Origin of the sequence: Duganella sp. FT27W, from assembly GCF_009295655.1 — a bacterium.
Classification (GTDB): domain Bacteria; phylum Pseudomonadota; class Gammaproteobacteria; order Burkholderiales; family Burkholderiaceae_D; genus Rugamonas; species Rugamonas zoogloeoides.
In genome coordinates this window covers 668426-688003 of record NZ_WHIV01000002.1, presented here as the reverse complement: position 1 = coordinate 688003, position 19578 = coordinate 668426, and the positions used below count along the sequence as shown (strand labels likewise).

Below are 19578 nucleotides of genomic sequence, written 5' to 3'. Positions count from 1 at the left end.
ATGAGTATAGTGTATTGCGGCAGGAAGTTGGATGGCGTTAACGCCATGTAAGCAAACGTTACCTCGGCCATGAAACTGAAAAGCCGCCATTCCCCGGCGGGGATGGCGGCTTTTTGATGGTGAAACTACAACGACTTTAGAACTTGACCCACAGGCGGCTGAAGTAAGACGTACCGTTCAAACCGAACTGCACACTCTCATACTTGAAACCATTGTCGGTCTGGTCCGCGTCCTGCGCGGTAGGACGCGCGCCGAACAGGTTGTTGCCGCCAAACGTCAGCTTCATGTTCTTGTTGATGTTGTAGGTAAACGCCAGGTCGGCCGAGGTTTTCGACTTGTAGCGCTGGTTCGGTACACCCTCGGCGGTGCCGCTGAAGGTGCCCAGGGTTTGCGGGCCGAAGTGGATGATTTTCAGGTCGGTGTCCCACGCGCCCAGGCCGTAGTTGAAACCCAGCGTGAATTTCGAGCGCGGCGCGCCTTGCTCGATATACAGGCGTTCCTTTTCCGACAGCAGCACGTCTTCGAAGCCGCGCAGCGAAGCCGGTGCGTGGACGTCGGTCACTTCGGTCTTGCTGACGTTCATCGCCAGGAAGGTGTTCAGGCGGCCGCCCAGCACGGTCGCCTTGTGCGAGGCGGTCAGGTCGATACCCTGGGTCTTGGTGTCGGCCGAGTTGACGAAGAACTGCGCCTCGCCCACGCCCAGCGCGGCCAGACGCGCGGACAGGTCTGGGTAGTTGTCGGCGGTAAAGCGGCCCGACAGCACGATGCGGTCCTTGATCTTGATGTGGTAAAGGTCGGCCGTGAGCGAGATCGCCTGGGTCGGGGTCCAGGTGGTGCCCAAGGTGAAACTGGTCGATTTCTCTTCCTTCAGCTTCGGAATGCCGGCCGCGTTGGCCACCACGCCGCCGTTCGGCGCCAGCACCACTTCTTTCGGTACGCCGCCGATAAAGTCGGTAAAGGTGGTGGACAAATGGCTTTGCTGCAGCGACGGCGCGCGGAAGCCGGTGCTGGCGGAACCGCGCAGCAGCACGCTATCGGCAACACGGATGCTGCCGGCCAGCTTGCCGGTTACGGTGGAGCCGAAGTCGCTGAATTTCTCGTAACGCACGGCGGCCTGGGCTTTGACGCGGTCGGTGAAGTCCGCTTCCAGGTCCAGGTAGGCGGCGTTGCTGTGGCGCTTGGCGTTGGTGATATCGCCTGGCTGGAAGCCGGGGAAGCCCTGGCTGCCGGCGTTACCGCCGTTGCCCACGCCGTCGGCGTCGATGTACGAACCGGCTTCGCCGGCGAAGATCTTGAATTCCTCGCGGCGATACTCGGCGCCGAACGCCACGTTCATGCCCTTGCCCATGATGCCGTCATAGTAGCGGCTCAGGTCGAGGTTGGTGGTCAGTTGCTGGAACGAGAAGCCACCGGCATTGAACTGGCTGGCGCTGACGCCACGGCCGCCGTTCTGCAGGTCAAGGTTGGCGATCGAGGCGTTGATGGTGTTGCTGATGTCGTACTTCATCTTGTTGTAGCCGTACGTCTGCGAGATGTCGGTGTTCCACTCGCCCAGCTGGATGCGGTGGCCGAGGATGGCGGTACGGTCCTCGATTTTGGCATTGATGAACGGCACGAAACCGTTCGGGTACATGGCAGCGGAGTTACGGCTTGGAATATCGTCTGAGCCGACGCCGCCGCGCGCGAATGCCGCGCTTGAGCCGTCGCGTTTTTGCGCGCCGGCCGTGAAGTACAGGCGGCCGTTGCCGGTAGTGGGCAGTTCGCCGTTGGCGTAGATGGTCTGGCTCTCGGTCTTGGTGTCGCCGATGATGCGCGGATTGTCCGGTTCGGCACGGTTGGAGCGGCCACGGTCGAGGTACTCGCCGGTCAGGGCCAGCACGCCGCCGTTGCCGAGGTCGAAACCGCAGTAGGCCGAGCCCATCCAGTTTTCGCCGTCGCCGGCCGAGTACTGGCTGTACCCGGCAATCGCTTCGCAGCCCTTGCTCTTCTTGAGGCTGATATCCATGACGCCGGCGATCGCGTCCGAGCCGTACTGGGCGGCGGCGCCGTCACGCAGGATTTGCACGTCCTTGATGGCCAGCATCGGGATCGCATTGAGGTCGGTACCGGTGTTGCCGCGATTGCGCGCACCAAACAGGTTGACCAGCGCGGTGGTGTGACGGCGCTTGCCGTTGACCAGCACCAGGGTCTGGTCCGAACCGAGGCCGCGCAGGGCGGCGGAATCGACCAGGTCGGCGCCGTCAGCGCCGCTCTGGCGCGTGGAGTTGAACGACGGCGAGATGTAAGTCAGGGTCTGGGCCAGGTCGAACTGGCCGCCTTGTTCCGCCAGCTTGTTCATCGGAATCAGATCGACCGGCACCACGGTGTCGGTGGACGACGACGTGGCGCGGCGCGAGCCGACCACGGTCACCGATTGCAGCGGCGCCGGGGCAACGTCGGCTTCGGCTGTGGCGAGGGTCTGGGCGTGCACTGCAGGGGCCAAGGCGAGGGCGGTGATGGCCGAGGCGCCGTACAGGCTGAGCAGGACGGCTTGACGCAAATGGGTAACTGCAAACACGTGGCATCTCCGATGAGCAAAATTTGATTCTAGTCAAATTACTCATAACAACATGAGGATTTCTCACGGTTTGGCGGACCAAACATTATTAGTGTTGTTTTAAGGTTTCACCGCTACGTAGTCATACGTACCGCCATGCTTGAAGCCTAAAATAAAGTGTTTTCAGCGCGCCCCGTACGGCGGGCGCGCTGGTGATGACTATGCGTTTAAAGTGCAATCAGGATCAGTCGATCGGCGAATTCAGGCTGCTGCGGCGAGTGGTGCCGTAGTAGCTGTCGATTTGCGACGCCCAGGTCTGGTTGGCCATATTGGGCCAGTTGTCCTTGTCGAAGCCGGGGGCGTTTTCGATGCGTTCCTTGTCGAGGTTGAGCGTGAAGCGCTTGTTGACGGTGTCCAGCGTCAAGGCTTCCCAAGGCACGGCAAACAGTTTTTCGCCGATGGTCAGCACGCCGCCGTGGGCCATCACCGCGTAGGCGATTTTGCCGGTGCGCATGTCGAGCATGATTTCCTTGATTTCACCCAGGTGTTCGTTTTGCAGGTTGTGCACGTGGTCACCGATCAGGGTGTCGGCACCCATCAATTCAGGACCCGGGCCTTTGCGGCCGTTGTCCACGTACATGCCGTATGGATCGCGTTCGGTATAGCTCATGGTTATCTCCTGTGCATTTGTGAGTTGTCATTCTGATCTTGTTTATGCAACCTGTCTGTACGGTTTGCCACAGTCGTGCAGCATGGTCAAAGCCGAATTTTCAGGGGGTAATGCTGCTGATTTGGCGGTTTTAGGATATAATTTCAATTTCCCGCACGTGCCGTTCGGCACCATCTGCAATGACCAAATTTGTCTTCGTCACCGGTGGCGTTGTGTCTTCCCTTGGTAAAGGGATTGCCGCCGCCTCCCTCGCCGCGATCCTCGAATCGCGCGGCCTCAAAGTCACCATGCTCAAGCTCGACCCGTACATCAATGTCGATCCTGGCACCATGAGCCCCATGCAACACGGTGAAGTCTTCGTCACCGACGACGGCGCTGAAACCGACCTCGACCTCGGCCACTACGAGCGCTTCATCTCCACCCGCATGCGCAAGGTGAACAACTTCACCACCGGCCAGATCTACGAATCCGTGATCCGCAAGGAACGCCGCGGCGAGTACCTCGGTAAAACCGTGCAGGTCATCCCGCACATCACCAACGAAATCCAGGACTACATCCGTCGTGGCGCCGAAGGCTACGACGTGGCCCTGTGCGAAATCGGCGGTACCGTGGGCGATATCGAATCGCTGCCGTTCCTCGAAGCCGCCCGTCAGCTGAGCCTGCGCGCTGGCCGCAAGAACACCGCTTTCGTGCACCTCACTTTGGTGCCGTACATTGCGTCGGCTGGCGAACTGAAAACCAAGCCTACCCAGCACTCGGTGCAAAAACTGCGCGAGATCGGCATTTCGCCCAACGCGCTGCTGTGCCGTGCCGACCGTCCGATTCCCGACGACGAGCGCGCCAAAATTTCGCTGTTCTCGAACATCGAAGAGCAGGCCGTGATCTCGGTATGGGACGTGGACACCATCTATAAAGTGCCGCAAATGCTGCACGACCAGGGCCTGGACGCGATCATCTGCGAAGCGCTGGACATCAATCCTGCGCCGGCCGACCTGTCGGTCTGGAGCAAACTGATCTACACGCTCGAGCATCCGAAGTCGGAAGTGTCGATCGGCATGGTCGGCAAATACGTGGAACTGACCGAATCGTACAAGTCGCTCACCGAAGCGCTGCGCCACGCCGGCATCCACAACGAATCGAAAGTCAACATCGAGTACATCGATTCGGAAGAAATCGAAACCACCGGTTGCGCCGACCTGGCCAAGTACGACGCCATCCTGGTACCGGGCGGCTTCGGCAAGCGCGGCGTGGAAGGCAAGATCATGGCGGCGCAGTTTGCCCGTGAAAACAAGATTCCTTACCTGGGCATCTGCCTGGGCATGCAGGTGGCGCTGATCGAATATGCGCGCCATAAAGCCGGTCTCACCACCGCCAACTCCACCGAGTTCGACCTCGACACCGCGCAACCGGTCGTCGCCCTGATCGACGAGTGGCAAGGCCAGGACGGCAAGGTTGAAAAACGCGACGAGAACTCCGACCTGGGCGGCACCATGCGCCTGGGCGCGCAAACCTGCGAGATCAAGCCGGGTACGCTGGCTGCCGAGATCTACGGCGCCGTGGTGACCGAGCGTCACCGTCACCGTTACGAAGCCAACAACCATTACTTGCCGCGCGTGGAAGCTGCCGGCCTGGTGGTGGCGGCCCGTACGCCGACCGAAGACCTGTGCGAAATCATGGAACTGCCACGCACCGGCGACAACGCCCACCCGTGGTACATGGGCGTGCAGTACCACCCTGAATTCAAATCGACCCCGCGTGACGGCCATCCGCTGTTCACCTCGTACATCAAGGCGGCACTGGCTCACAAGGCTGCCGGCGGCAATCGCCCTGCCGATGGTCAACCACAAGGAGAGGCGGCGTAAAAAGCGCTGGCAGCCTCCACCAAAGCAGTCTGCCCGGTGCGCGCGTGTAGCCATAAGCGCCCGCACTGGGTTATATTCCCGTTATTATTTCACTCGCACATGCGCGCAAGATGCATCGAGCGGACTCTGTTTCGTCTAACTTTGGAGAATTAAATGAGTGCTATTGTTGATATTATCGGCCGTGAAATCATCGACTCGCGCGGCAATCCAACCGTCGAATGCGACGTGTTGCTGGAATCGGGCGTGATGGGCCGTGCGGCTGTGCCGTCGGGCGCATCGACCGGTTCGCGCGAAGCGATCGAGCTGCGCGACGGCGATCCGAAGCGTTACTTCGGCAAGGGCGTACTGCAAGCCTGCGAAAACATCAACACCGAAATCTCGGAAGCGATCATGGGCCTCGACGCCAATGAGCAAGCGTTCCTGGACCGCACTCTGATCGACCTGGACGGTACCGAAAACAAGAGCCGCCTGGGCGCCAACGCCATGCTGGCCGTGTCGATGGCCGTGGCCAAGGCTGCTGCCGAAGAAGCGGGCCTGCCGCTGTACCGCTACTTCGGCGGTTCGGGCGCGATGCAACTGCCAGTGCCGATGATGAACGTGATCAATGGCGGCGCGCACGCCGACAACAACCTGGACATCCAGGAATTCATGATCATTCCGGTGGGCGCACCATCGTTCAAGGAAGCCGTGCGTTACGGCGCGGAAGTGTTCCACACCCTGAAAAAGATCCTGCACAAGAAGGGTCTGAGCACCGCCGTGGGCGACGAAGGCGGTTTCGCTCCTTCCTTGGCCAACCATGAGGAAGCCATCAAGCTGATCATCCAGGCCATCGAAGAAGCCGGCTACGAGCCAGGCACCCAGATCGCGCTGGGCCTGGACTGCGCCGCGTCGGAATTCTACAAGAACGGCAAGTACGAACTGGAAGGCGAGGGCCTGTCGCTCACCGCCACCGAGTTCACCAACCTGCTGGCCACCTGGTGCGACAAGTACCCGATCATCTCGATCGAAGACGCGATGCACGAAGGTGACTGGGACGGCTGGGCGATCCTGACCAAGGAACTGGGCAAGAAAATCCAGCTGGTAGGCGACGACCTGTACGTCACCAACACCAAGATCCTGAAAGAAGGCATCCAGAAGGGCATCGCCAACTCGATCCTGATCAAGATCAACCAGATCGGCACCCTGACCGAAACTTTTGCGGCCATCGAAATGGCCAAGCGCGCCGGTTACACGGCCGTGATCTCGCACCGTTCGGGCGAGACCGAAGATTCGACCATTGCCGATATCGCTGTTGGCCTGAACGCCCTGCAGATCAAGACCGGCTCGATGTCGCGCTCGGACCGCATGGCCAAGTACAACCAGCTGCTGCGCATTGAAGAAGATCTGGGCGACATCGCTTCCTACCCAGGCCGCGACGCCTTCTACAACCTGAAGTAATTCTGTACCGAGCGGCCGGAACTTCCCGGCCGCTTTTTTATACTCCCTATTCCATGCGTCTGATTACACTTGGCCTGGCAGTCCTGCTGCTGTTGATACAGTACCCGCTCTGGCTGGGCAAGGGCGGCTGGCTGCGCGTAGCCGATTTCGAGGCGCAAGTCGATGCGGCCCACAAGAAAAATGCGGAGCTCCTGGCCCGCAATGCCAAGCTCGATTCCGAAGTGCGCGACCTCAAGGACGGCACCGGCGCCGTCGAGGAACGCGCCCGTTACGAGCTCAGCATGATCAAGGAAAACGAGATTTTCGTGCAAATCGTCGGCAAGGGCCATTCCGTGCCGAACGTACCGCTGGCGGCGCCGCCGTCGGCCGATGCTCCTGCCCGTCCCGCGCCAGCCCATTGACCATGCTCTGGCGCGCCATCATGCTGTGGACGATGCTCGCACTGGGCGCGATGTCCGGCCCGGTGTTTGCCGCTGCCGCTGTTGTTGCGGCCGTTGCCCCCGCCAGCGCTGTTGACACCTGCATTCCCCTGCGAATCGGCTACATCGACCAGCACCGCCCGCCGTACTGGATGGGCGAGGGCGAGCAGGTGCCTGAACCGCCCGGCGCCGGCGTGGACCTGATGCGCGACGCCGCCCAGGCCGCCGGCTTCGGCTGCGCGCCCACGCTGGTACGGTTGCCGCCGGCGCGCCTGCGCGTGGCGCTGGCCACTGGCGACATCGACATGTCGCCACTCGGTGAAATGCCCACTTATCCGGCCGGAATCGCGCTGCCGCGCGACAAGAAGGGCAACATCGACCTCGAGCGCGCCATGCACAACACCCTGGTGGTGCTGGTGCGCGCCAGGGACAAGCTGCCCGCGACCACGGATCCGATGCAGTATTTCCAAGGCAAGGTGCTGGGCGTGGCACTCGGGCAAAGCTACACTGCGCGCCTGCGCGAGGCCGGCCTGAACATCGATGACGGCGGCCGCGATCTCGACCGCAATATCGAAAAACTGCGGCTCGGCCGCGTCGATGGCGTGGTGGCGGCAGCCGTGGTGCCCAAGCACCTCAAGCTCATGCTGGACCGCTACAAGGGCGCCATCGTGCAACTGCCACAGCCGCTGATCAGCACGCGCGTGTGGCTGGCGTTCAACGAGTCCTACTACCGCGCACACCGCCCGCAGGTCGAAGCGCTGTGGACCTGGCTCGACGTCAATCGCAGTCGGCTCGGCTATACCCTGGAAAAATACCGCAAGCAGGATTAGAACGCCTGACCAGCCTCCATAGCGGCGTTACAGCTCCTCGCCGTGCTGGCGTACTGTCTGCATCGCTGCGCCTTGCTCTGGAGACTGTCTCAATGCGCTACAGGTGTAACGTACCTGCCCGCATAGCGACCAGCGGCTACAATACGGGTCCGCTTCAAGCACCGAGTTCGATTTGAAATTCCTGATTCCTGCACTGCTTCTGTCGGTCGCCGTCCATGCCGGTGCTGCCACCGCTGTCTCTGCCAACGCTGCTGCGAGTCCCACCATCGCGCCACCTGTCGTCAACAATATTTTGCGCGCCCAGGTGCTGCTCGACCGCGCCCATTTTTCATCTGGCGAGATCGACGGCACGGTGGGCAGCAACTTGCGCCGCGCTGTCACCGGTTTCCAGAAGCTGCGCCAGTTGCCGGTAACCGGCAAGCTCGACGACGCCACCTGGGCCGCGCTCAAGGCCGACCAGGCGCCCACGCTCGACGTGTACACGCTCACCGCCGAAGACATCGCCGGACCGTATGCGCCCGTGCCCGCCGCCATGGGCGACAAGGCCAAGCTGGCCCGGCTCGGATACGCCAACCTGCTCGAAGCGCTCGGTGAAAAATTCCACAGCAGCCCGGCGCTGCTGCGCAAGCTCAATCCGGGCAAGACGTTCAAGCGCGCGGGTGAGCAACTGCTGGTGCCCAATGTCGTCAACGCACCGCCGTTGCCCAAGGCCGCCACCATCCTGGTCGATGCCACCGAGGGCACGTTGACCTTGCTCGATGCTGGTGGCATGCCGATCGCCCAGTTCCCGGCCAGTACCGGCAGCAAGCACGACCCGTTGCCGGAGGGGCGCTGGACCGTGCTGGGCGTGGCCGTCAATCCCGACTACCGCTACAACCCCAAGCTGTTCTGGGACGCCAAGCCGGGCGACGTCAAGGCGCGCATCGCCCCCGGCCCGAACAACCCGGTGGGCGTGGCCTGGATCGACCTGAGCAAGGATCACTACGGCATTCACGGCACGCCCGAGCCGGCCAATATCGGCAAAACCCAGTCGCACGGCTGCATCCGTCTGACCAACTGGGACGTGATGAAAGTAGTGAAGGCGATCTCGCGCGGCGCGACGGTGTTGTTGCAGGCTTGACCGGGTTACACTGGCGCTTTTCCTGGCAGTTTGCCCTTTCCAGAAAGCCTTTATGCCATTTACTTCCTACCTCGGTACCAGCCCCGTGCTCGGTGAAGACATCTACGTCCACGAATCGGCGCAAGTGATCGGCGACGTAAAGATCGGCCGCGACAGCTCGGTATGGTGCAACACCGTGCTGCGCGGCGACGTCAACCGCATCGTCATCGGCGAGTGCAGCAATGTGCAGGACTTTGCCATGGGCCATGTCTCGCACAAGAGCGCATCGAAACCCGACGGTTCACCGCTGACCATCGGCAACTACGTCACCATCGGCCACTCGGTAATCCTGCACGGCTGCTCCATCGGCAACGAATGCCTGATCGGCATGGGCTCGATCATCATGGACGACGTGGTGGTGCAAGACCAGGTAATGGTCGGCGCCGGCAGCCTGGTCTCGCCCGGCAAGGTGCTGGAAAGCGGCCACCTGTACATCGGCCGCCCGGCCGTCAAGACGCGGGCGCTGAGCGCGGAGGAGATCGCCTACCTCAAGTATTCGGCCGAGCATTATGTGCGGGTGAAGAACAATTATCTGGCGGGGTAGTTCTGCGCAATCTCAAGTAATGAGCGAACGGGCGTTGACGAAAGACAGGGCGCTGCTAAAGTAAAAAGTACTTTGTGCAGGAGGATCCATGGAGCGCCAGTTCGACATAACGGCAGAGTTCGACTATGACCTGCGTCAGCTACCGGCGGCAGACCGCTCGCTCATCGTGCGCAGCCTGGATTATTGGGGCGGGCGTATCGATGCCAGCAGTGGAGAGGTCCCGACGCAAATCCTGTTTCAGCCTTCCAATATCTCCTCGTTGAACGACGTGGAGCCCAGCCTGTATGGCATGCGCATCGGGGAGCGGCTTCGTCTGATTCTGACCGTTGAGCACGATCCACTCTTCGAGCAAGACGTCTGGACGCTCATTAGAGCTGTTCCAAAAGCGCAGTTCGAGACAGCCTTTCAAACCGCGGCAGATTTGCTTTACCCGCAACTGCAAGATGCAAGTGTGAAGCATGGCTGATATCAAAGTCCTTGCCGATCACTTCGCTGTCATCCTCGACGCCCACCAGCGGTTGCCGGATGATCGCCACCGGCTTCAGTTTCTCGCGGGCCTTGCCGAGCTTGAAAATAACACCAGTCATAAGCTGCGGTCATTTCCGGTCACCAGGCTGCACAAGGTTGTCGGGACCAAGAAGGCGATTTACCGTGCCGACGTCGATAAGACCTCCGGCTGGCGCTTTCATGTTCAGTACGTCAATGGAGACCTGCATCTTAAGGATTTGATTTCAGGCGCGCTGCATGACAAGGTATTGAATGTTATTAATTCAAAACGCGACAGATACACCTGACAGAACACCAATAATGATCAACAGGCATTAATTATTGCTTGTAAATGAGAATCATTATTGTTAGTATGATTCTTTGCCAGCAATCGTAACCGTCCGAGAGCCAGCCGTTCACATACTCTCTCTGGATACTTTATGGCTGCTACTCCTGCCCGGCAATCCGCCGCTGCTGTTCACTTCCCGCGTCCGCGCCTGATGCGCGTGGCTGTGCAATCTGCTTTGTTGACCTTGCTTGGCGTGGCGCTGCTGCCGGCGCACGCGCAGGAGGCGCAAATCGCTGCCGTGGCCGCTACGGCAGGGGCACCGGCGCTGGGCGAAATCGTGGTCCAGGCCAAGCGCGACGATCCGGCCTCCACCCGCAAGGGCACCACCACCGTGATCGGCGCCGAGCAGATCGAGCGCAACAACGCGGTGGACATGGCCAATATCGCCCGCTACTCGCCGCTGATCAGCGTGCCTGGCGCGGCCAGCGGCAGCGGTAACGTGTGGGACGGCGCCGGCAATACCGGCTTCAATATCCGTGGCGTGGAAGGCAACCGCGTAAGCATGGAGCTCGACGGCATTTCTTTGCCTGACGCTGCGCCCAAGCCGGACGGCAACACCATGAATGCCTTCGGCATCGGCCGCGATTATTTCGATCCCGAGACTTTCCACTACGTGAGCATCGGTTCGGGCGCCAGCCCGGCCGGCAGCGGCACGCCGGGCCTGGGCGGCTCGGTGTCGTTCGTGACCAAGTCGCCGGAGCAGTACCTTGATGACACGCGCAAGGTGTATGGCGAATACAAGTTCGGCTACTCGGGCGAGCAGAACGCACGCATGCATGCATTCACGGCTGCCACCGAGATCAGCCCCAGCCTCAAGGCGTTGGTCGTGGGCGTGCACCGCCAGGGCGATGAGCTCGATAGCAAGAGCAGCGTGCCGGTCAATCCCGATGACTGGGAAAGCAATGCCATCCTTGCCAAGCTGAACTGGCAAGTGGCGCCCGGCCACAAGCTCGGCTTTACCATCGACAGCTACAAGGCCGACCATCACCGCGTCTACAATAACAAGACGGGCGCCCTGTATCCGCAAGGCGCGATCCAGGATTCGACCACCAAGCGCAACCGCTACAGCATCGAGCACAACTGGACCGACGCCGGCCTGGCGCTGTTCGACAGCCTGAAAACCCACGTGTACAAGCAGGATGCCTCGGTGGTGGATCAGACCAACGCCGCCTACGTGAGCGGTGGCCAGCCCTACCTGCGCTTTATCGAGACCGGCTACTACAACGACAGCCGTGGACTGGTCATCGAGGCCAGCAAGAAACTGGGCACGGCGTCGTCGCTGTTCTACGGCGCCAACTATGAAACCCAGGAGTCGCGCCGCCCATGGTATGAAGACCGCACCGTGGTGCGCACCGGTGCGCACCAGATCACCCGCAAGAACCGCATGGCCGACATGGATACCGACAAGGTCGCCGCTTATGTGCGCGGCGAGTTCGGCTTCCCGCTGGCGGGCCACCAGGCCACCTTGACGCCGGGCCTGCGCGGCGAGCATCGCAAGCTGTCGCCGAAGAATTTGCAGAACTACGCGATCGCCATTCCCAATGCCGCCAGTGAAGTCAAGGAGGAAAGCGACTCGTACTTCACGCCGAGCCTGAACCTGTCGGTGGAGCTGACGCCCACCCTGACCACCTACGCCCAGTATTCGCGCGGTACCCGCTTGCCGAATTCGGCCGAGCGCACCGGCACTTACGATTCGTTCAGCTACACCGGCGCCGGCGTCGGTTACGCAGTGCTGGGCAACGCCAACCTGCAAAAGGAAACCAGCAACGCCTTCGAGCTGGGCCTGAAAGGCACGGCCACGCCGGGCGTGGAGTTCAGCGCGTCGATGTTTTATACCCGTTATAACAACTTCATCGAGTACGCCACGCAGCCGGCCGACCCGGTCAATTTCCCGACCATCACCTTCGGGTTGTTCCGTCCCGAGAACATCGGCAAGGCACGCATCTGGGGCGGCGAATTCTCCAGCAACTTCCAGCTGGGCCAATGGCTGCAAGGCATGAAGGGCTATAGCGTCAACCTGGCTGCCGGCCTGTCGCGCGGCAATGCGGAGAACCAGTTGACCGGGCAGAAGGGCGGCCTGGTATCGGTGCAGCCGTACAAGGCCAACGCGACCTTCGCCTGGGACGATCCGGCCAAGCGCGGCGGCGCGGCGTTCACTGTCAGTGGCGTGCGCAGCCAGCGCGCCGGCAACGACGTGATCGGTGGCGTGACCGCCGAACGGTTCCTCACGCCCGGCTACGGCGTGATGGACTTTACCGCCTACTGGAACATCAGCAAGCACTTCGAACTGAGCGCCGGCGCCTACAACCTCGGCGACAAGAAGTACTGGGACTTCGCCTCGTCGCGCGGCATGCCAGGAGGCACCACGGTCGCCACGCGCGACGATATCGAACGCATGGCGCGTCCCGGCCGCAATTACGCGTTCACCCTGAAGGTCATCTACTAATCTTTTTAACGGAGCCACCCATGAAACACCATCATCGATATGCGCTGGCGCTGGCCGGCGCCTTGCTGCTGACCTCGGTAACCGGCAGCGCCACCAACCTCGTCGAACAGTGGGACAAGCTGCGTGCCGAACAGCCGCGCTTGCCTGCGCGTGACGCCGCCAGGCAACTTGGCGTCTCCGAAGCGGACTTGCTGGCAACAAGCCTGGGCAAGACCGTCACCCGCTTGCAGGACGACGGCACCGCGCCACGGGAAATCATGCGTCGCGCGCTCGACCTGGGCAAGGTCATGGCGTTGACGCGCAATGAAAACGGCGTGATCGAACGCACCGGCGTCGCCACTCGCCTGAAACCGGACGAGGACGTGCAGACCCTGGAAGAAGACAAGGAAAAAGAGCGCGAAGTACGCATGCGTAATATCGCCGGCGGCTACCTGGGCGGCGAGATCGACCTGCGCTTCTGGTTCGACAAATGGAAGTACGCGTTTGCTGTCGCCCAGCCGGGCAAGGATGGCGTAGTGGCGCGCAGCCTGCAGTTTTTTGACGCCAGCGGCAACGCCGTGCACAAGCTCTATGTGCGTAGCGACGCCGGCGCACCGGTGTTCGATAAACTGGTGGCCGACTTCCGCAATACTAACCAGGGCCCGGACCTGAAAGTAGCGGCCGCGCCCGTCAAGGCCAGGGAGAAGCCGGACAGCGAGATCGACGTCAAGGAATTCCAGCTGGCGTGGAACGAGATCAACGACGTCCACCAGTTCAACCGTTTGTTGACCGAATTTGGCGTCTCGCGCGAACAGGCGATGCGCCTGGCGCCACCGGGCGCGGCCGAGCGCATCACGCCGCAAGCGGTGCGCACGCTGCTCGAAGGTGTGGCCAGGAACCAGATCAAGTTCATGACTTTCCTGGGTAACGGCGCCACCATCCAGATCTACAGCGGCACCGTGAACAAGGTGGCGGAAGCGGGCGGTTACTTTAACGTGCTCGATCCCGAATTCAACCTGCACCTGCGCGACAGCGCGTTTGCCAGCGGCTGGGTGGTCAAGCGGGCAGGGGTGACGTCGGTGGAATTCTTCGATCAAAACAGCGACCAGGTGGTGAGCTTCTTTGCCGTCCGCGAGCGCAACAAGCCAGCGCCGCAGCCATGGATCGATTTGGCCGCAGCACTGCCACGCGCCGACACCGCGCGCCAGGCCAGCCGTTAAGAGTTCAGCGCAGGCAACAGAGCACCAGCAGCACGGCGCGGATGAATTGGGTGAGACTTTGACATCCGCGCCACCAGTGCTATTATTTTTGACATGAAGCTTATTACCGGAAAAATCGTGGCTGGCCAGGTAGTCGTCGACGGTGCGCCGTTCGATGAGGGGACAGTCGTATCGGTATTCGCGCATGAGGCCGATGAACCGTTCGAGCTGAGCGACGAAGAAGAAGCTGCCTTGATGCTTTCGATCCAGCAAGCCGAGCGCGGTGAAGTGATTTCGGGCGCTGAACTGCTTGCCAGTTTGCGTGGCCCTTGAATGCCCTATACTCCATCAGCGTTAGCCGCATGAAGCTATAGTATCCATCTCGCTAAAATCCACCACCATCTGTACTACCGAATCACAGGTAATCGCGTCGAGATCCTGGCGCTGTGGCACACCAGTCGCCACAGCAAACCAGGCATCTGAAACAACGGTCAGCCCGCGAGCGCAGCGCGGCCGAGGGCCGGGTCGTCGGTGAAGAAGCCGTCGATGCCGGTGGCGATGTAGCGTTTCATTTCGGCGATCGAGCCGGCTTCGTTGCGGGCGGTGTCGGCGCCGTTGCGGAAGTCGGCGGCCAGGAAGCGGTTTTCCGGGCGGAAGGTCCACGGTTCGATACGCAGACCCGCTTTGTGGGCGTCTTCCACTATTGACGACGGTGCCGCCAGGCTGCCGTCTTTCTTCAACGGGATGATCGAACGGGTCGGGGGAGCTACCACGTCGGCATACTGAGCGATGTCGCGCAGGCCGGCTGGCGTGCACATCTGCGCGAAGGTCAGCTTGCCACCGGCTGCTGCCACGTCCATCGGTCGTACATCTTCGCCGACCACCAGTTGCATCAGGCGCAGGTTGGCGCGCGTCCCCAGTTTGCTGCGCAGGTATTTCAGGTTGGCTACTTCGAACGACTGGATTTGCACCGGGTTGCGGCGCGTGTAATCGTGCGCGGCGATGATGGACAGGAAACGGTCTTCCAGCGGCAAGCCGACGCTGGCGAAATAGGTCGAGTGCTTGAGTTCTGGCACGATGCCGATGATGCGCCCGTGCGCGGCAGCTTCGGCCGCGACGAAGTCGATGAGTTCCTCGAACGTCACCACCTGGAACATGCCGTTGTACTCGGCGCTGCCGGGACGGAACTGCGGAATGCGCTCGACCGCGCGCAGGGTTTTGAGTTCTGCCAGCGTGAAGTCGTCAACGAACCAGCCGTCGTGCGCTTCGCCGTCGATGGTCTTGCGCGTTTTGCGGCTGGCGAATTGCTTGTGGCTGGCCACATCGGTGGTCTCGCTCAGGTACGCTTCGTGGCGTGCGACCAGCACGCCATCCTTGGTGCTGCACAGGTCCGGCTCCACGTAATCGGCGCCATCGACGATGGCCTTGGCGTACGCGGCCAGCGTGTGTTCGGGACGCAGCGCGCTGGCGCCGCGGTGGCCGAATACCAATGGACGTTTGCCACCGGCGATGCCGCCAGCGCCCAGCGGCGCAATGCCCGGCATGCCGGACTGGTCAATGCCAGCAGCCGGCGTTGCCGCCAGCACCGAAGCTGGCAGCAACAACGACGCGCCGGTAACTGCAGTAGCAGCGGCCGCTACCTGGATAAAACCGCGCCGTGACAAGCTGCCCGGCAGCGGTGATGCAAAAACTGGTTTGGTCATCGGAGTCTGTCTCGATAAACCGCGCCGGGTCTAGCCTCCCGGCAGCGGCATGGTAAAAAATCAGAAGTCTGCCATCAACGTCAGGAAGCCCTGGCGTGGTGCGATCGGAAAGGTATTGTACGTGCCGCTGGCCGCGCCCACTACAACGTTGAGGTCGCCCTTTTTGTCGGCCAGGTTGCTGATGTTGACACGGTAGCGCGCGTTCTTGATCCAGTTGCTGTTCAGGAAGGGCAGCTTGCCCGACACGCCCAGGCTCATCAGGAAATAGCTCTTTACCGCCAGGTCGTTGGTGTAGGTGGCGTAGCGCTTGCCAACGTAGTCGCCGATCAGCTGGAACTCGGTGTCGGCGACTGTGGCGGTGGCAACGAACTTGTTCATCCACTCCGGGCTGCCGGGGATGGTCTTGCCGGCGGTCGGCACGATGTCCTTGCCGTTGCTGTAGTTGTCCTGGTACTCAGCCTTGTTGTACGACAGCGCGTTATAGAACGAGAAGCCACGGCCGAAGTGCAGCGTGCCCGACAGGTCGATGCCATCGGTCTTGACGCTGCCCACGTTGGCCAACACCGGGTTGCCGCCGATGATGGACGAGATCACCGGCGTCGGGCTGATGGTCAGCAGGCGGTCCTTGAAGTTGACGTGGTAGATATTGACCTGGCCGTCGAAGGCCGAGATCGCGCCCCAGTTCAACTGGCGGCTGGTACGCAGGCCTGCTTCATACGTGACCGAGGTTTCCGGCTTGGCCGTGTCGCGGAACAGGTCGAACGCGGCCTGGCTGGCCAAACTCCACGGCGATGCCCCGCCGCCGCCGTAGGTGACGAACTGGCGCATGTTTTTCTGCACGTTGAAGAACGCCTGGTCGTGCGGCGTGATGTCCCAGCGCGCGCCCAGTTGCGGCAGGAACCATTTCTTGGTTTCGATCTTGCCGACCGGCAGGGCGGTGGAACCGTTGGCAATCGCGCCCACTTTTGGCTGCACCGGGAACTGGCCATCGGCAAACTGCAAGCTCGATTTGAAACCGGCCTGCAGCGCGATGTCGTCGCGCACGCGCCATTCGTCCTGCAGGTGCAACTGCACGACCTTGTTGTCGATCTCGCTGCCGTACTGGGTGATCAGGGGATTGCTCGGGCGGTCGTATGGCGAGCTCGGGTTGTTGACGTCGAGCGCATACCAGCGGCGGTACGCTTCCGACCGGTTGCGCTCGAACCAGATGCCCGCCTGCAGCTTGTGGTTGCCGATCTCGCTGCGCACGGTGGACAGCCAGCCGGCGCGGTTGATTTTATATTCGGTGGTGCGGGTGGCGTAACCGGAGTTGCCAAACACCTGCTTCAGATTCTGGCCCGGGAAATACACCGAGAACAGGCCCGGCAAACCGGCCACGCCGATCGGACCGGCCACCACGCCCACGCCATCGTCGTTGTGGTAGTACACCTGGTTGGACCAGGTGGTGTTGTCGCTGACGTTCATGTCGAACTTGGCGTAAGTCAGGTAGTCGGTGCGCTGGGCATCGCTGTAGTAGTTGCGGTAGTTATTGCCTTCGGCCGTCGGCGTGGCGCCGGTGGGCGACAGGTAATTCACCGCTTCCTGGAAATTCGGGTACATGAACGGGCGCGTGTACGGCTGGTACTTTTCGGTTGCAGAGCGCACGGTGCTGTCTTCGTTCGGCTCGATCTTGTCCGAGTAGTTGAGGAACAGGGTCAGCTTGCCCAGGCTGCTCTGGTTGACGTACTTGGCGTTGAACTGGTCGCCGCCCTGGCGCGCATCGAAGTCCCAGGCTTTCTGTTCGTGGTGCAGGGCCGAGATGTAGGCGCTGCTGCCGTCGCCAAACGCGCCGGTATCGTAACGGACAAACGTGCGCGACGTGGTGTGGCTGCCCACGGTTTGCTGCACGGCCAGGTTGCGGTTTTGCGTGGGATCGCTCGAGAAGGTCTCGATGGTGCCGCCGAGGTTGCTGGTAGACGCGGTGGCCAGGTCGCCGGCGCCCGACGACAGGATCACGCTGCCGACGTTTTCGCTGATCACGGCGCGCTGTGGCGACAGGCCGTTGTAGTTGCCGTATTGCTGGTCACCGAGCGGCACGCCGTCCATGGTGTAGCCGAGTTGCTGGCCGGAGAAGCCGTGGATGAACAGCGACAGGTTTTGTTCGTTGTTGCCCCACGGGTCGGCGGTCTGGAAACTCACGCCGGGCAGGGTTTGCAGGGCCTTCAGCGGGTTGATGCCTGGCAGGATTTTCTGCATGTCGCTCTTGCTCATTTCCACCGAAGAGCGGGTCTTGCGGGTCGAGATTTCCACGGTAGCGATCGGCGCAGCGGCGGCGCCCACCGATGCAGCGTCGGCCTCGGCTGCGGCAGGCGCGTCAGCCATGTCGGCGACGGCGGCGGCAACATTGGCAGCCATGGCCAGCATCGGGAGACTCAAAGCGATGAAGCATGCCGAGCGCATTACGGATAATTTCTTGTTCATGTTTACCTTGTGGCCAGTTTAAGTGAATCGCAACGTGGCGCATGATAGGTTTCGCATGTGACCGCGTGATGACCGCTCAGTGACCGCTTAGTGACTGCTCAATGACGGCGGCATGACCGCAAAAATCCCGGGGCTGGTACACTGTGCCCGATGGAAATAACCAGGAATCACACCATGCGCATCCCTGTCGTCCTTGCTGCCCTGGCGCTGGCCTTGTCCCTCGGTGGCTGCTACACCGTCAACCAGGGCAAGCTCGGCAACTTCGTCACGTCCACGATCCAGCCGGGCATGACGCTGGACGAAGCGCTGGTGCGCATGCGTGCCGAGCAGTTCGACTGCCAGAGCAGCAGCGCCGGCACGCTGACGGCGTGCACCCGCACCCAGTACAGCCTCGTGCGCGGCGAGTGCCAGGAGCGGGTGGACCTGGTGCGTAGCGCCGCGTCGGTCCGCATGCTGGGCGGCATCGACATCCTTGCAATCAAATGTTCTAGATAGTTCACTCAATGGCTCGACCGAAATACCTCCCCGATAACTTCACGCTGGCCATGATCGTCACGGTCGCCGCCGCCAGCCTCTTCCCCTGTACCGGCCAGGCCGCCGTGGTCTTTGACAATGTCACCCACGCCGCCGTGTGCCTGCTGTTCTTTCTGCACGGCGCCAAGCTCTCGCGCGAGGCGGTGATTGCCGGCATCACGCACTGGCGCCTGCACCTGCTGGTGCTGCTGTGCACGTTCGCCTTGTTCCCGCTGCTGGGCCTTGGTTTGCGCCCGCTGCTCGAACCGCTGGTCACGCCCGACCTCTACCTGGGGATCTTGTTCCTGTGCATGTTGCCGTCCACCGTGCAATCGTCGATCGCGTTTACGGCGGCCGCGCGCGGTAATGTGCCCGCCGCCATTTGCAGCGCGTCGGCCTCTAATCTGTTGGGGATTTTCATTACGCCGCTGCTGGTTGGCCTGCTGACCAGTGCGCAGATGCAGGGCGGTTCGTCGCTTGAATCGTTCGGCCAGATCGCCACCCAGTTGCTGCTGCCGTTCATTGCCGGCCAGGCGGCGCGGCGCTGGATCGGCGCCTGGGTCGAGCGCAACAAGGCGATGACCCGGCTGGTGGACCAGGGTTCGATCCTGCTGGTGGTATACACGGCATTCAGCGAGGCGGTGGGGCAGGGCTTGTGGCACCAGGTATCGGGCCGTTCGCTGGCCGGGCTGCTGCTGATCGACGTGATATTGCTTGCGCTGGTGATGTTCACCGCCGCCAGGGTGAGCCGCAAACTGGGCTTCAGCCGCGAAGACCAGATTGCAATCGTGTTCTGTGGTTCGAAGAAGAGTCTGGCCAGCGGCGTGCCGATGGCCAAGGTGCTGTTCGCTGGTGGCACGCTGGGGGCGGTAGTGCTGCCCTTGATGCTGTTCCACCAGTTGCAGTTGATGGTGTGCGCGGTGCTGGCGCAACGTTACGCCAGCTCGGCCGAGAAAGAAAAGCAGGCCGAGCTGACTTGATGCTGA

General features: G+C 61.7%; 17 protein-coding genes. 13 read left to right on the top strand and 4 right to left on the bottom strand.

The genetic code is table 11. The annotated features are described in order from the left end of the window. Positions 1-136: 136 nt before the first annotated feature. The gene (locus tag F8197_RS09230) at positions 137-2557 is read right to left on the bottom strand and encodes a TonB-dependent receptor plug domain-containing protein (RefSeq protein ID WP_373996825.1); all 2421 of its coding nucleotides are present in this window, start codon (positions 2555-2557) and stop codon (positions 137-139) included. Between the two features lie 223 nt (positions 2558-2780). Then, positions 2781-3206, bottom strand: a complete 426-nt coding sequence (locus F8197_RS09225; RefSeq protein ID WP_056140538.1) for a PRC-barrel domain-containing protein — start codon at positions 3204-3206, stop codon at positions 2781-2783. 179 nt (positions 3207-3385) lie between these two features. Between F8197_RS09225 and F8197_RS09220 the strand changes: the two genes are divergently transcribed. The 11 genes from F8197_RS09220 (at position 3386) to F8197_RS09170 (ending at position 14249) form a co-directional block, all read left to right on the top strand. Next, on the top strand, positions 3386-5068 hold the full coding sequence (locus F8197_RS09220) for a CTP synthase (RefSeq protein ID WP_056140535.1): 1683 nt from the start codon (positions 3386-3388) through the stop codon (positions 5066-5068). 153 nt (positions 5069-5221) lie between these two features. After that, positions 5222-6505, top strand: a complete 1284-nt coding sequence (eno, locus tag F8197_RS09215; protein ID WP_070248795.1) for a phosphopyruvate hydratase — start codon at positions 5222-5224, stop codon at positions 6503-6505. A gap of 53 nt (positions 6506-6558) precedes the next feature. Next, entirely contained in the window at positions 6559-6906 is a 348-nt protein-coding gene (gene ftsB / locus F8197_RS09210) for a cell division protein FtsB (protein ID WP_056140532.1), read from the top strand. A 2-nt stretch (positions 6907-6908) separates the two neighbouring features. Further along, positions 6909-7754, top strand: a complete 846-nt coding sequence (locus F8197_RS09205) for a transporter substrate-binding domain-containing protein (RefSeq protein ID WP_152881617.1) — start codon at positions 6909-6911, stop codon at positions 7752-7754. 172 nt (positions 7755-7926) lie between these two features. Then, positions 7927-8874, top strand: coding sequence for a L,D-transpeptidase (locus tag F8197_RS09200; RefSeq protein ID WP_152881616.1), 948 nt, complete (start codon positions 7927-7929; stop codon positions 8872-8874). A gap of 52 nt (positions 8875-8926) precedes the next feature. Next, a complete protein-coding gene (locus F8197_RS09195; protein WP_152881615.1) occupies positions 8927-9457 on the top strand; it encodes a gamma carbonic anhydrase family protein in 531 nt (176 codons plus the stop codon). 88 nt (positions 9458-9545) lie between these two features. Next, positions 9546-9923: a hypothetical protein gene (locus F8197_RS09190; RefSeq protein ID WP_152881614.1), complete on the top strand. Its 378-nt coding sequence runs from the start codon at positions 9546-9548 to the stop codon at positions 9921-9923. Further along, positions 9916-10251, top strand: a complete 336-nt coding sequence (locus F8197_RS09185) for a hypothetical protein (RefSeq protein ID WP_152881613.1) — start codon at positions 9916-9918, stop codon at positions 10249-10251. Before F8197_RS09190 ends, F8197_RS09185 begins: the two co-directional genes overlap by 8 nt. 132 nt (positions 10252-10383) lie before the next feature. Beyond that, positions 10384-12738 carry a TonB-dependent receptor domain-containing protein gene (locus F8197_RS09180; RefSeq protein ID WP_227012171.1) on the top strand — a complete coding sequence of 785 codons (2355 nt, stop codon included), beginning with the start codon at positions 10384-10386 and terminating at the stop codon, positions 12736-12738. Between the two features lie 20 nt (positions 12739-12758). Next, entirely contained in the window at positions 12759-13937 is a 1179-nt protein-coding gene (locus F8197_RS09175) for a hemin-degrading factor (RefSeq protein ID WP_152881612.1), read from the top strand. A gap of 93 nt (positions 13938-14030) precedes the next feature. Next, a complete protein-coding gene (locus tag F8197_RS09170) occupies positions 14031-14249 on the top strand; it encodes a hypothetical protein (RefSeq protein ID WP_152881611.1) in 219 nt (72 codons plus the stop codon). Positions 14250-14407: 158 nt separating this feature from the next. Here F8197_RS09170 and F8197_RS09165 read toward each other — a convergent pair whose 3' ends face one another. Together F8197_RS09165 and F8197_RS09160 are read right to left on the bottom strand one after the other, a co-directional pair. Further along, positions 14408-15619, bottom strand: coding sequence for a glycerophosphodiester phosphodiesterase (locus F8197_RS09165; RefSeq protein ID WP_227012170.1), 1212 nt, complete (start codon positions 15617-15619; stop codon positions 14408-14410). A 60-nt stretch (positions 15620-15679) separates the two neighbouring features. After that, on the bottom strand, positions 15680-18079 hold the full coding sequence (locus tag F8197_RS09160) for a TonB-dependent receptor (protein ID WP_152881610.1): 2400 nt from the start codon (positions 18077-18079) through the stop codon (positions 15680-15682). 174 nt (positions 18080-18253) lie between these two features. Here F8197_RS09160 and F8197_RS09155 point away from each other — a divergent pair, with 174 nt between their 5' ends. After that, positions 18254-18574: a hypothetical protein gene (locus F8197_RS09155; protein WP_152881609.1), complete on the top strand. Its 321-nt coding sequence runs from the start codon at positions 18254-18256 to the stop codon at positions 18572-18574. 8 nt (positions 18575-18582) lie between these two features. Next, the gene (locus F8197_RS09150; protein ID WP_152881608.1) at positions 18583-19572 is read left to right on the top strand and encodes a bile acid:sodium symporter family protein; all 990 of its coding nucleotides are present in this window, start codon (positions 18583-18585) and stop codon (positions 19570-19572) included. The last annotated feature ends 6 nt before the right edge of the window (positions 19573-19578 follow it).

Coding starts and splice junctions, on each gene's coding strand:
- F8197_RS09225 (WP_056140538.1), bottom strand. CDS start 3,206: ATGAGCTATACCGAACGCGATCCATACGGCATGTACGTGGACAACGGC.
- F8197_RS09220 (WP_056140535.1), top strand. CDS start 3,386: ATGACCAAATTTGTCTTCGTCACCGGTGGCGTTGTGTCTTCCCTTGGT.
- eno (WP_070248795.1), top strand. CDS start 5,222: ATGAGTGCTATTGTTGATATTATCGGCCGTGAAATCATCGACTCGCGC.
- ftsB (WP_056140532.1), top strand. CDS start 6,559: ATGCGTCTGATTACACTTGGCCTGGCAGTCCTGCTGCTGTTGATACAG.
- F8197_RS09205 (WP_152881617.1), top strand. CDS start 6,909: ATGCTCTGGCGCGCCATCATGCTGTGGACGATGCTCGCACTGGGCGCG.
- F8197_RS09195 (WP_152881615.1), top strand. CDS start 8,927: ATGCCATTTACTTCCTACCTCGGTACCAGCCCCGTGCTCGGTGAAGAC.
- F8197_RS09190 (WP_152881614.1), top strand. CDS start 9,546: ATGGAGCGCCAGTTCGACATAACGGCAGAGTTCGACTATGACCTGCGT.
- F8197_RS09185 (WP_152881613.1), top strand. CDS start 9,916: ATGGCTGATATCAAAGTCCTTGCCGATCACTTCGCTGTCATCCTCGAC.
- F8197_RS09180 (WP_227012171.1), top strand. CDS start 10,384: ATGGCTGCTACTCCTGCCCGGCAATCCGCCGCTGCTGTTCACTTCCCG.
- F8197_RS09175 (WP_152881612.1), top strand. CDS start 12,759: ATGAAACACCATCATCGATATGCGCTGGCGCTGGCCGGCGCCTTGCTG.
- F8197_RS09170 (WP_152881611.1), top strand. CDS start 14,031: ATGAAGCTTATTACCGGAAAAATCGTGGCTGGCCAGGTAGTCGTCGAC.
- F8197_RS09165 (WP_227012170.1), bottom strand. CDS start 15,619: ATGACCAAACCAGTTTTTGCATCACCGCTGCCGGGCAGCTTGTCACGG.
- F8197_RS09160 (WP_152881610.1), bottom strand. CDS start 18,079: ATGAACAAGAAATTATCCGTAATGCGCTCGGCATGCTTCATCGCTTTG.
- F8197_RS09155 (WP_152881609.1), top strand. CDS start 18,254: ATGCGCATCCCTGTCGTCCTTGCTGCCCTGGCGCTGGCCTTGTCCCTC.
- F8197_RS09150 (WP_152881608.1), top strand. CDS start 18,583: ATGGCTCGACCGAAATACCTCCCCGATAACTTCACGCTGGCCATGATC.